General features: G+C 38.1%; 16 protein-coding genes and 1 other annotated feature. All 16 genes read right to left on the bottom strand.

What is annotated here, in order from left to right; translation table 11 throughout:
• Positions 1–16: 16 nt before the first annotated feature.
• Positions 17–760 carry an NAD(+) synthase gene (nadE, locus tag CIL03_RS01485; RefSeq protein ID WP_094883439.1) on the bottom strand — a complete coding sequence of 248 codons (744 nt, stop codon included), beginning with the start codon at positions 758–760 and terminating at the stop codon, positions 17–19.
• A 31-nt stretch (positions 761–791) separates the two neighbouring features.
• Positions 792–1,748 (bottom strand): hypothetical protein, encoded by a 957-nt coding sequence (locus CIL03_RS01480; RefSeq protein WP_094883438.1) that lies wholly within the window; start codon positions 1,746–1,748, stop codon positions 792–794.
• Positions 1,741–2,697, bottom strand: a complete 957-nt coding sequence (gene safA, locus CIL03_RS01475) for a SafA/ExsA family spore coat assembly protein (RefSeq protein WP_133087804.1) — start codon at positions 2,695–2,697, stop codon at positions 1,741–1,743. Before safA ends, CIL03_RS01480 begins: the two co-directional genes overlap by 8 nt.
• A gap of 164 nt (positions 2,698–2,861) precedes the next feature.
• The gene (gene pheA / locus CIL03_RS01470) at positions 2,862–3,716 is read right to left on the bottom strand and encodes a prephenate dehydratase (RefSeq protein WP_094883436.1); all 855 of its coding nucleotides are present in this window, start codon (positions 3,714–3,716) and stop codon (positions 2,862–2,864) included.
• Positions 3,717–3,752: 36 nt separating this feature from the next.
• A complete protein-coding gene (gene obgE, locus CIL03_RS01465; protein WP_094883435.1) occupies positions 3,753–5,033 on the bottom strand; it encodes a GTPase ObgE in 1,281 nt (426 codons plus the stop codon).
• A gap of 14 nt (positions 5,034–5,047) precedes the next feature.
• Entirely contained in the window at positions 5,048–5,566 is a 519-nt protein-coding gene (locus tag CIL03_RS01460) for a Spo0B domain-containing protein (RefSeq protein ID WP_094883434.1), read from the bottom strand.
• Positions 5,567–5,684: 118 nt separating this feature from the next.
• Positions 5,685–5,975 (bottom strand): 50S ribosomal protein L27, encoded by a 291-nt coding sequence (rpmA, locus tag CIL03_RS01455; RefSeq protein WP_094883433.1) that lies wholly within the window; start codon positions 5,973–5,975, stop codon positions 5,685–5,687.
• A gap of 14 nt (positions 5,976–5,989) precedes the next feature.
• A complete protein-coding gene (locus CIL03_RS01450; protein WP_094883432.1) occupies positions 5,990–6,319 on the bottom strand; it encodes a ribosomal-processing cysteine protease Prp in 330 nt (109 codons plus the stop codon).
• Positions 6,320–6,331: 12 nt separating this feature from the next.
• Positions 6,332–6,640: a 50S ribosomal protein L21 gene (gene rplU, locus CIL03_RS01445; RefSeq protein WP_094883431.1), complete on the bottom strand. Its 309-nt coding sequence runs from the start codon at positions 6,638–6,640 to the stop codon at positions 6,332–6,334.
• 14 nt (positions 6,641–6,654) lie between these two features.
• Positions 6,655–6,726 (bottom strand) — a sequence feature (ribosomal protein L21 leader region).
• A 71-nt stretch (positions 6,727–6,797) separates the two neighbouring features.
• Positions 6,798–7,661, bottom strand: a complete 864-nt coding sequence (locus CIL03_RS01440; RefSeq protein WP_094883430.1) for a site-2 protease family protein — start codon at positions 7,659–7,661, stop codon at positions 6,798–6,800.
• Entirely contained in the window at positions 7,648–8,412 is a 765-nt protein-coding gene (locus CIL03_RS01435) for a peptidoglycan DD-metalloendopeptidase family protein (RefSeq protein WP_094883429.1), read from the bottom strand. The genes CIL03_RS01440 and CIL03_RS01435 overlap by 14 nt, the downstream gene beginning before the upstream one ends.
• 117 nt (positions 8,413–8,529) lie before the next feature.
• On the bottom strand, positions 8,530–9,327 hold the full coding sequence (minD, locus tag CIL03_RS01430) for a septum site-determining protein MinD (RefSeq protein WP_094883428.1): 798 nt from the start codon (positions 9,325–9,327) through the stop codon (positions 8,530–8,532).
• A complete protein-coding gene (gene minC, locus CIL03_RS01425) occupies positions 9,320–10,006 on the bottom strand; it encodes a septum site-determining protein MinC (protein ID WP_094883427.1) in 687 nt (228 codons plus the stop codon). The genes minD and minC overlap by 8 nt, the downstream gene beginning before the upstream one ends.
• Positions 10,007–10,040: 34 nt before the next feature.
• Positions 10,041–10,580, bottom strand: coding sequence for a rod shape-determining protein MreD (gene mreD / locus CIL03_RS01420; RefSeq protein ID WP_094883426.1), 540 nt, complete (start codon positions 10,578–10,580; stop codon positions 10,041–10,043).
• Positions 10,580–11,464: a rod shape-determining protein MreC gene (gene mreC, locus CIL03_RS01415; RefSeq protein WP_094883425.1), complete on the bottom strand. Its 885-nt coding sequence runs from the start codon at positions 11,462–11,464 to the stop codon at positions 10,580–10,582. Before mreC ends, mreD begins: the two co-directional genes overlap by 1 nt.
• 12 nt (positions 11,465–11,476) lie before the next feature.
• The gene (locus CIL03_RS01410; protein ID WP_094883424.1) at positions 11,477–12,517 is read right to left on the bottom strand and encodes a rod shape-determining protein; all 1,041 of its coding nucleotides are present in this window, start codon (positions 12,515–12,517) and stop codon (positions 11,477–11,479) included.
• Between the last annotated feature and the right edge of the window lie 101 nt (positions 12,518–12,618).

The raw sequence follows: 12,618 nt of genomic DNA, 5'->3' as shown, positions 1-12,618 counted from the left end.
AGTCAATTTCAGGTAATTATTTCTTTTTTTTAAACTGTGGCAATGGATCTCGTTTGTGCGCGGTACGTCTATGCATTTTTTCTATAATTTCTTTATCTTTTTCAGGAATTTCTTCACCCGTGATATATGCATCAATTTTATCGTAGGTTGTTCCCATTTCATCTTCATCTGTCTGGTCTTCCCATAAATCAGCACTCGGTTTTTTACTGACTATTTCGGCTGGGACTCCAAGATATGCAGCCATTTCACGCACTTCCTGTTTCGTAAAATCAACAATTGGCAAAATATCCACACCGCCATCACCATATTTGGTGAAATAGCCTGTGTAAAATTCGGAGGCATTATCTGTTCCAACTACTAAATAGTTATAATTTGTTGCGAGCGTATATAACGTACTCATACGTAATCTTGCTCGCAGATTGGCTCCAGCCAGCTGATCATTTTTCTCCCTGAATTCGTTTTTATCATTCAATTTTGTTTTTATCTGCGAGTACAGGATTTCATGTGTCTCGGACAAATCTACTGTCATGCCATTTATTCCACAGCTTTCAATAACATTATTTGCATGGGTCATATTAGCAGGGCTTGTATGAATCGGCATCAAAACTCCAAGGGAATCATCCGGAAAAGCACGTTTGATTAAATGTGCGACTACTGCAGAATCAAGCCCGCCGCTTACACCAACAATCAATCCATTAACTCCTGCTTTTTCAACCTGTTCGATCAGCCATTGTACTATTTTCTCAACTTGTTTTTCCATGATAGTATCTCCTCCTGCAAGAACGTATAATTTAATATATTGATTTTAGCACTAATTTGGCCTTTTTCAAAAAGGAAGCTCTATTACTCAACGATTGTTCCATTTGGCTCAAGTACTCTTCGATTGGAGTTGAAGAATCACTTTTTAAAAAATATAACCATTCGCGCAGTAGATCACTTGGAATAAGTATTGCATATAACCAAGGCTTTAATTCCATTTCTTCTGCCATCCTATAGGAAAGAAGCTCATCGAGATCCCAATTTAAATAAGAAAGAAAACGCTGACCCAGTTGGATATAATCATATAGCTGATTTGTACAATGCAATAGATCAAAATCAATCATATATACCTGGCTATTTTTAATGAAATTATGAGATGCTGAATCTCCATGGATCCAGCTGCCTTTTTGCAAAGCTTCTTTTTCAAAAAAGTGCCAGGGAAATTGTTCCAGATAACGCAATTGAGTCTCCATTGTTTGTACAATATCCTTATATAAAGATTTAAAACCATTTTCAGCAAATAAATGCTCTGTTTTTTTAAATAAACTAAGCCGCTGAATCCATCTTATGATAAACAATTCCCTGTATACGGGCTGCTGAATGTAAATCCCTGTTGCTTTACTATGGAAATTCTTTAATGCTTCAACAGCTTTTTGTCTGTCAGTCTTTCTGTTGTAGTTCAGCTTCTCTCCTCTTATATATGGAGCAATCGTCCAATAATTATTCTTATCGGCTATAAACATTTTTTCATTTGGAAAATATTTAAAAGAAACAGCATTTGAGTAATTCATCCTTTCAAAAAAAGCCCATTGCTGTTCCATCACATCTTTTCTTCGATGGCTTTTTAAAACTAAATTTTCACCCTTTATTGTCGCAACACGAAATACATTTGGCTTGATAAAAGATATCTTATCAACTTCCAGTTTGCCCTCCTGATATAAAAAAGAAGAGAGACGATATAATTCGTCTCTTCGTTTATTTTCATTCATTTTTTGAATCATCCTTTTCCTCGCGTTGGGAAAAATTCGGGTATTCGGGAGGAGAAGGGAAAGGATAATTACTCATAGGTGCCTGCCCGAATTGTGGGGGGTACAGATTATTTCCCGGCATTTGCTGCTGATTGAAGGCAGGATTTGACTGTTCAGGTCCAAATGCGTATGGTGGCATAGGATATCCTTGGCTGGCTGCCTGCCCGCCACAGCCACAATCCTTACTTTCATTGAAACCAGGTTTTACTGGGTACTCCATATTTGGAGATGATCCATGATATTCCATTGGATTTACAGCGTGGGATGGCGGCATATGTGGGTGAAACCCTCCCGTCATGTGACCCATCACCGGGAATTCTACAGGCGGAAAACAGGGATGTACAATATGGCAGCACATTGGTACCATCATTTGCATCGGCATCTGCTGTGGATGATGCGGCATTTCAGGCATTGGCATTGGCTGAGGTTCTGGAAGTGGCATCGGTTTTATCTTTTCCATTTCTTTTTCGGGCTTCTCTTTTTTTGCTTCAGGCTTATACTGTGGCATCTCTGGAAAATTAATAGTGGTATAGTTATGAAAATCGAAATCTTGATCCATAATTGGCATTTGCATTATTGGCTGGGTTGGCATTTGTGGTAATTGCTGCATGGGCATTTCAGGCTTTACCGGCATTTGCTTTTCTTTGTCATCCTCTTTGATAACTGGTTTCGCTTTTGGTGACATGTCTTTATAAGGATGTTTTACTGCTTCCTTCTTCATTTCCTTACCAGCCACACTTTCTTTTTTAACTGCTTTGGATGAGCTGGGTATTTTTATTTTCATGCCTGGCATAATCATATCAGGACTTGCTAGGTGAGAGTTAAGCTGTTTAACCTGTTCAAAATCCACTCCATATTTTTTTGATATCTCCCACAGCGTATCCCCTTTTTGGACGATGTGTATTTTCAAAACAAACCAAACTCCTTTCAATTCGTAAAAACTGGGCTATTTACTCTCTATCAACATATGCATGATATAGGTAAAAGTTGACCGGAGAAATAAAAAAACCGTCATACTCCGTATATAGGAGAATGACGGCAATTAACTTATTTTTGAAATACCTGTAAAAATAGTTAAATATTCATTTGATAAACAGGATATGTACCTAAGATTGTTACATTACATCCAAGTGCTTCCAATTCTCCCTTCACTCCCGGGAACAGTACATCATCATACGGCTGATTGACATCAATGATGAAAAAATAATGTCCCAGCCCTGTCTTCATTGGTCTTGATTCAATTTTTGAAAGATTCATTTTACGCCATGCAAAGGCCGAGAGCACCTGGTGAAGGGCCCCTGCCTTATCACTGGGCAAAGTAATCAAAACCGTTGTTTTATCCAATATACTGGTATGCTTTATCTTAACGATGTCCTTATTTTTTGTAAGAACCAAAAATCTTGTATGATTATTGGGATAATCATGAATATTCTCCTTCATAATGCGGAGTCCATATTCACTAGCAGCAAGTCTGTTTCCAATGGCTGCTATCGGTGTGTTCTTCTCACCTGCTATTTCAGCTGCTTTACCTGTTGAAGTTGTATACCGAATGCTTGCATCAGGCAAATGTTGATGAATGTATTGATGGCATTGCGCAATAGCATGGCTATGAGAATGCACTTCCCTTATATCAATTAAGCCACCTGTGAACTCAGGATGTACAAGAAGATGCTGCTGTATTGGAACAACTATTTCCGCAGCAACCGGAAGCCTTACCTGGTGAATAAGGTAATCAACCGTTAATTGTACTGTCCCTTCAATTGCATTTTCCAGTGGTACTACCCCGATATCAATTTTTTCCTCCTCTACAGCATCAATACATTCAGGAATTGTATCAAATGATTGTTTATTTTCTCCGTTAAATGCTGTATCTACTGCCAGCTTAGTAAATGTCCCCTTAGGACCAAGATAGCCAATTGAAACTGTCAAAAAAACTCCCCCTTGCCTATTGAAAAAAGCTCATCATTATTCTATAAATTCAAATTCAAAATCCATTAACCGAATTGTATCTCCGTCTTTTGCACCACGTTTTCTCAAAGCCTCATCTACGCCCATTCCCCGGAGCTGCCGTGAAAAGCGCTGTACAGCTTCATCTCTGTTGAAATCAGTCATTTTGAATAGTTTTTCAATTTTAATCCCTGATAAAACGTATGCTCCATCCGAATCACGGGAAATTTCAAATGGATCTTCTTCCTTCTGATAACGATAAACAACTTTTTCTTCCACATCCTCAAGCTTCGGTTTTGCTTTTGGAATAGCGTCAAGTGCGTCTGCAATAGCAAACAGGATGTCTCTTAAGCCTTCTTTGGTTAGTGCAGATATTTTATAAACAGGTAAATCATCTTCCAGCTGTTCCTTGAATTTCTGCAGATTTTCTTCTGCACCAGGCATGTCCATTTTATTAGCTGCTATTATTTGCGGCCTCTCCATAAGTTTATTGTCATATTCTTTTAATTCCTGGTTAATTTTCAAGAAATCATCAAATGGATCTCTGCCTTCCGTACCCGCCATATCAATAACATGGACAATTACCCTCGTGCGCTCCACATGGCGCAGGAATTGATGACCCAATCCTATACCTTCATGAGCTCCTTCAATTAAACCAGGTAAATCAGCCATTACGAAACTGCGTTGATCACTTGTATCTACAACGCCAAGATTAGGTGCCAGTGTGGTAAAATGATAGTCGGCAATTTTGGGTTTTGCGGCACTTACTACTGATAGAAATGTTGATTTTCCCACACTAGGAAAACCTACCAGTCCTACATCTGCAATTAATTTCAATTCAACTTTTATGTTGCGTTCCTGCCCTGGCTCACCGTTTTCTGCCATATCTGGTGCAGGATTTCGCGGTGTGGCAAATCGTGTGTTTCCACGGCCGCCTCTTCCTCCTTTGACAATGACTGCTTGTTGCTCATGAGTGATTAAATCTGCTATAACTTCATCAGTCTCCTCATCAAAAACAGTAGTACCCGGGGGGACCGGAACAATTAATGGCGCAGCATTTTTACCATGCTGGGTTTTACTCATCCCATTTTCTCCGCGCTTCCCTTTAAAGTGGCGATTATATCGAAAATCCATTAATGTATTAAGACCTTCATCTACCTTAAAAATAATATCTCCGCCGTCTCCACCGTCTCCTCCGGCAGGACCGCCTTTGGGTACATATTTTTCACGGCGGTATGCTACAAGACCATTTCCACCATCCCCAGCTTTAACATAAACATTGACCTGATCCACAAACATATTTTTCTCACCTCTTAATAGGACATAGAAAATTTATAAATAAATCCGTTAGCAGTTTGACTTTCACTTACGCTTTTATTCTGATCCATGTTCCCCAAATTTATTTTAATGCCGTCAGCCTCAATAAAGATTCTCAGTTCTATCCTCTGGGATTCTTTTGTCAAGCTTAATTGCAAATTTAAGTCATATAGTATTTCTCTATCACTGTTTCCCAAAAAATAATCCATTAATTTATTGCAGCGGTCTGTTAATTCGCGGTCAATAGATAATAATTTTACATTTTCAGTATGTATTTGAAAGTTTATTCGAAAATTACTATACCTGTGGTTAAACTGTATAATCCATAATGCAAATAATGGGGCTTGCAGACTCATTAATTTTCGTTCCTGGTGAAAATGCTCCATGCAGTCTTTTATTTTCATTTCTGCTTTATCCATTTTTTTCATACTAATATATCCATGAACTAACTGCAGATCATTCATCAGATCATGACGATAATTCTGCAGGACTTGAACAACTTCCTTTTCCTCCATATTTTCACCCCGTTAATATGAAAGTATAGCATAAAAAAAACAGAAACTCATTTACTTTTATGAACGCATTTAAAAAACTCCAGCCAAATAATTTGACTGGAGTTTGATATGTTTAAATTTATGCTTCTTGAGCAACAGGATAAACACTAACTTTTTTGCGGTCGCGACCATAGCGTTCAAACTTAACAACACCATCAGTTTTCGCGAAAAGTGTGTCATCTCCACCACGGCCCACATTTTCACCTGGATAAATCTTTGTTCCACGTTGACGATATAGAATAGACCCGCCAGTAACGAACTGTCCGTCTGCACGTTTTGCGCCAAGACGTTTAGATTCTGAATCACGGCCGTTCTTAGTGCTACCAGCACCTTTTTTCTGTGCGAAATATTGTAAATCTAGACGTAGCATTTTGCTGCACCTCCTTATTTACTTTTAATCTTGATAAACTGACTATATTCTTTTTCAATCGATTTTAATGAAATAAGCATACCTTCAAAAAGGAGCTGGATTTTTCCCATGACTTCGCTATTTATCGAGTCTGGTATGGTGACATGAAGATATCCGCCATCATCTCTCTGCTTAATTTCCAGTTCTGCTTTACATAATTCCATAACTGCATTAATTGAACCAATGGAAACAGCAGATGCACCTGCACATACCAAGTCATAGCCATAAGGGCCGCTCTCTGCATGTCCAGATATTTCAAATGCTGTGATTTTATTGTTTTCTTTAAATACAGTTACTCGAATCATATCATTAAATCCTTACAGATTAATTTTATCAATTACTAATTTTGTATAAGGCTGACGATGGCCTTGTGTACGATGATAGTTTTTTCTGCGTTTGTATTTATAAACAACAACTTTTTTCTGACGTCCTTGTTTTTCAACTTTAGCAGTTACAGTTGCACCATCAACAAATGGCGCTCCTACTTTAACATCATCCCCGCCTACGAAAAGAACCTTGTCAAATGTAACAGAATCATTCGTATCTGCTGAAACTTTTTCTACGTAGATTTCCTGACCTTCAACAACTTTAACTTGTTTTCCGCCAGTTTCTATAATTGCGTACATATCTTGCACCTCCTTAATTAACTCAGACTCGCCATACAGGTACTCCTGAAAGTTTAATAACCTGATCTGTGCGGTTGTAGCACTGGTGCTACGATGAATAACGTATTGATGTTACCATGTTCTGCAAGCATTTGTCAAGCAAGTAAATATATTTTTTCTAGCTAAGATAATCATAAATTTCACCCAATGATTTATTATAATGCTTATCATGAAAATAACTTCTGAGACAATCTGCTTCGTCTATGGAAATTCGTTTATTGTCAGCGTAATTAATATAAATCGAATGTTTTTTATCCCGCATAAAAGCAGAAAATACTTCCATAAGCGTATTTTCCGAGAGTACATTAACCGGATGAATCTTTTTCATGGATGAATTGCCTTCATAGCGTTTGAGTAAAAAACGTATAAAAACATAATATCGCTTTTTCCACTCTGACCTATTTTCCATCAGGATAAATATCATAATAAAAAACGCACTAAGTGTAAAGGGATAGAGAAAAAGCTGTAATAATAAGAGAAACAGACTTAGAATCATTGAGAATATAATGATATACTGGTATGCCCTTTTATACGGAAAAATTGCAGACAAACCTAAAAACAGCAGCTTGCCTCCATCTAAAGGCCAAACAGGCAGCAAATTAAAAAGAAGGATAACGGTGTTGTAAAAAAGGATTAATTCCAGGACAGAGGATGAAAGTAATTCTGTATTTAAAAAAATATACACAAAAACGTATATGAAAATATGCTGAACTGGACCAGCAATCGTTACCAGTGCCTCTTCCCGAATTGGACGGTTCCCATGTTCATCTGTATCCATAACCCCTCCAAACACCCAAAGCATAATGCTTTCAACTCGCCAATTAAACAGTTTCGCCATTAAAAAATGACCAGTTTCATGAATCAATATAATGCTTAAGATAATGGAAAGTTCCATAAATGTACCAGTCAAAAAGGAAATTCCAATAAAGATCAACAGTATCGGATGTATATGAATTTTGGGTATATAACTACGGAAGGTCATCGACTTCTATCACCTGAACCGGATTGATAAAATCATTATCCTTTTCAATGGAGAAATAAACAGTTTCACTGTCAGCGCCTGGTGTAAACTGGCCAATACTTTCATTCATTGAAACAAACTGGTACAAATGGACATCGACATCTCCAAGGAATCCATACGTAGATGTGCTTCCATCTGCATGCTGCATTATAACTGTCTTGTTTGTATCCCGGTCATTGCCAGCAAATATCACAACACCATCACGTAATGCCGATACATCCGCCGTCTCTTCAGGTGCAATCATGATTCCTTTTCCATTCGTCTGGAAGGTCTCTGTAACATTCCCATTAACCGGCAAAGCGAGCTGTTCTTCACTTGCATTAGGGTTCTGCTGCGGAGAAAAAGCTAAGGGACTGCCAAATGTTTCCTGATACCATAGGTTAACTTTTGCAAATGGAAATTCCTCTGTCAATGCGCTGCTTGTCCATGCTTTTGGTTTTTCCAGAAACTCTGCTTCAGCCTCAACCAATATAGCGGCACCAAAAAAGAGAATAACCGATAAAAAGGCTTTAAGCATGAATCCGGATACTGCCATACTTTTTCCATTGCCCGGAATTGGATCGTCTGAAAAAGAAGGAAAATAGCCATGCTTTTCTTCTTCTTGAGGAAATGCAGGAAACACCTGTCTTTTTTTTCCTTCTTTTGGAGACAGTCTGCGTGCTTTTTTGCGTTGTACGATTGATTGACGAACTTTTTTAACACCTTTATTCATTATCCTCACATTCCTTCACATACTTTTGTACAAGTGTATGAAAGAACATTTGATGATATGAATCAAAATAAAAATGCAATGAAAACTAGCAGTTTTCATTGCATTTTTTACTTTTTATCAAACACGCATGCCAAAAAACTTTTTCATTTTTTTAAACATGCCTTTTTCAGATTCAAGAGATTGCAACGGTACTGTTTCTCCCAATATTCGTCTGGCAATATTCCGGTATGCGATGGAGGCTTTGGAGTTTGGCTGTAGCGCAACTGGATTTCCGCTATTTGATGCCTTAATAACTTCATCATCATCGATAACAATTCCAATCAGATCGATGGAAAGTATCTGCACAATGTCATCTATTTCAATCATATCCCCATTTTTCATCATATGGTTCCGAATTCGATTGATTACCAGTTTAGGAGATTCCATATCCTGCTTTTCAAGCAAGCCCACTATCCTGTCTGCATCGCGAACACTTGATTTTTCTGGAGTAGTAACAACAATTGCTTTGTCAGCCCCGGCAATTGCATTTTGAAAACCTTGTTCAATGCCTGCAGGACAGTCAATAATGATATAATCATATTCCTGCTTCAGTTCTGTCACAATTTTTTTCATGCCTTCAATTGTGACAGCAGATTTATCACTGGTTTGGGCAGCGGGCAATAAGGCCAGAAAATCAAAACGCTTATCTTTTATCAATGCCTGATTTAATTTACAGCGTTCCTGAATGACATCCACAATGTCGTAAATAATTCTGTTTTCCAGCCCCATAATCACATCCAGATTTCGCAAACCGATGTCCGTATCGATTAAACAAACCTTTTTACCCATTAGTGCCAAGGCAGTACCTATATTTGCTGAAGTAGTAGTTTTCCCAACTCCGCCTTTACCGGAAGTAATGACAATTGCTTCACCCATTTTGCATTCTCCTTTCGAACCCGCTTAGTTCCTTTCTCTTACTTGAAAGAACTTGTAGTCGATCAATGATTATTTTGTCAAACTCTTCATCGATAAGACCGCATTCCATATATACACCATCCGATTCGTAATCCGGAGCCCGGCTAATATAATTTGCTATTCGAAGCTGACTTGGTTTCATGAAGGATGCTGCGATAAAAGCATTTCTGTCCCCTTCAAAACCTGCATGTGCAATGCCATATAAGCTTCCCATGATGTATATATTGCCGGTGGAAACAACTTTTCCTCCAGGGTTTACATCGCCAATCAATAGGAGATCACCTTTTACTTCCAGTACCTGACCGGAACGGACAATCCGATTTACAGCTTTAATTTCACTTTCTTCCTTCCAGGAAAGAGCATCTTTCCTGAGAAGAACATCGGATTCAAATGAATGAATAGTAAAACGGCTTTCATAACTGATGATTGATTTTAATTTTTCTTTTTGTTCATCGTTTAAATAACGATTATTTAACTTGACTCTTACAGATACGACAGGTTCATCATCTTTTGGCGGATTCGTGAATAATTTATCCTGCAGCTCTTCAATAGCCTCATCAAATGAACAGGAATCATCTATAAATAGTGTCAGCCCTTCTCTGGTACCTTTAATCGTAATTAATTGCTTCTTATCATGCACGGATCGTTCACCCCATTACTATTGTCAAGGAAAATTAAATCGTATTTCTCCCAGCCAATTGTTCTCTTCCCCAGCGGGAAATTCGTTTTGCAAAGATAGGGTATAATATCAGAAGAAATACGAGATTTGAGATAACTGTTGGAAGCAGTCGGTTCGAGAAATAATCCTCCCACAATATCTCTGACATACCTACCAATGAAAATATTATATTAATCGAAATATCTGATAGGGCAATTCCTATAAGCCCTAATAGTATTGTTACATATATATTTCCATGAAGTATCTTCCGCAGCCCATGGATTATATAGATTGCTATCCCGTATGAGAACATATAAATACCCAGAATCCCTGTATATACAATATCGATCAGCAACCCGAAAACAAGTGCATATATAACAGAATGATATGTATTCTCTCTTTCATAAAAGATAGCAAGGTATACTAAAAATACAAATACCCAGTGTGGAACGAAGAACCAATCGCTTTTTATCAGATTATCTGGAAGCAGTTCCAGTGCTACACCTTCTAATACCAGGAAGAGAAAAAGAATGAGGGGCAAGTACAATCGTTTCATTACTCATCCTCCTCTTCGTTTTCTGTTTCTGCCTCTTTCTCTTCCGTTAATTTACGGTCAACTACAATAACATTATTTATCTGATACATATTTGCAGCCGGCTCAACAAGAGCTGTACGCGTTAAACCATATTGATCTGGAATAACTTCTTTAACTGTCCCGATCATCAACCCAGCTGGAAATACACCACCCATACCGGATGAAACAACCAATTCTCCCTTTTCCAGATCCTTTTCAGACTCTTCAATAATCCGAAAAAGCAATGAATCGCTCTCTTTATCAAATCCCTCAATCATCCCGAAAATATCTTTTCCGTCTTCACGGGAAATAGTTGCTGAAATACGATTAAACTGATCAAAACCGGTTATTAATTGTACGGTTGAAGTGAACTGTGAGGTATTCTGAATCTTGCCAACCATTCCTTCAGCCGTAATAACAGCCATATTAGATCTTACCCCATCTTGTTCACCTTTATTTATTGTAACCTGCTCAACCCAGCTTTCCGGAGAACGTGACATTACCGTAGCATGAATCGGATCAAAGTCCCTAATGGAATCCTCTGCATCCATTGTGTTTCTTAATTCTTCATTTTCTTCTCTTAATTCCTGTACTTCATAGATCAGACCTTTGTATTGTGATAATTTTTCTTTCAGAATTCGATTCTCATTATACGTATCTTTAAAATCATCAATATTTGTAAATATACCTGTTACAAAATTCACAGGTGCGTGGATAACACCCTGCACCCAGCCAACTGTATCATTTACGAATTGTTCAGCAGTTGTCAGATTTGCCCTGTCTCTTAGAGAAAATCCAATCAATGCTACAATAATAATAAATCCGATTAATATTAAAAATAATCTTTTTTTACGAAAAAACGGCATCAAAACACCTACTTACTCAACTGTGGGACGAGAAGATACATTCGGATGGGAACGGAAATGCTGAATGTATTCCAATGATTTACCTGTACCTATTGCTACACTGTCCAATGGGTTTTCTGTAACAAAGACAGGTATTTTTGTCTCATCACTTATCACTTGATCCAGATTTTTTAGCAGAGCTCCTCCTCCTGATAGCACAATCCCGCGGTCCATCACGTCTGCGGCTAATTCAGGAGGAGTTTTTTCCAATGTATTTTTAACTGCTTCTACGATAGATTCAACCGTATCTTTTAGCGATTCTGAGATTTCCTTGGAGGTAATCGTAATCGTTTTTGGCAGTCCAGTCAATAAATCACGGCCGCGAATATCCATTTCCACGTCGCTGGTCACTTCTCCTGCTGAGCCAATATCCATTTTGATAGATTCAGCAGAGCGCTCCCCGATCATTAAACTATATTGCTTGCGGATATAATTAGTAATTGCTTCATCCATTTCATCACCAGCTTTGCGTATCGACCGGCTTGTCACAACGCCGCCAAGAGAAATAACAGCGACCTCTGTGGTTCCTCCCCCAATATCTACTATCATGCTTCCAGTAGGCTCCCATACCGGCAATCCTGCTCCAATCGCTGCAGCAAATGGTTCGGCAATCGGAAAAGCGTCCTTTGCGCCAGCCTGCTTTGTTGCGTCAATTACCGCTCTTTCTTCCACCATTGTAATTCCAGAAGGAACACAAATCATGACATTCGGTTTTTTAGCAAGGAAGGATCTGTTTCTCATTGCTTTTTTTAAATAATATTTCATCATTACGGCAGTTGTATCATAATCAGCTATTACTCCATCTTTCATTGGGCGTACAACTGTAATATTGCCAGGTGTTCTTCCAATCATATTTCTCGCTGAACTTCCAACGGCCTCAACTGACCCTGTTTCGTTATTTTTTGCAACAACGGAAGGTTCACGTACTACTACACCTTTGCCTTTAACGAACACAAGGGTATTTGCTGTACCCAAATCAATTCCAAAATCTTGTGAAAAACTAAATATGCCCAAAAAAATCTCCCTCTCCAAGTCACAATTCAATATATATGTAGCTTTACAATCCTGGTTTATATTATGTGAGACAATAAAAACCAATCTTTATAATATGACAT

The sequence above is a fragment of the Virgibacillus indicus genome (genome assembly GCF_002266285.1).
GTDB classification, from domain to species: domain Bacteria; phylum Bacillota; class Bacilli; order Bacillales; family Amphibacillaceae; genus Virgibacillus_K; species Virgibacillus_K indicus.
This window is presented reverse-complemented; position numbering and strand designations above follow the sequence as displayed.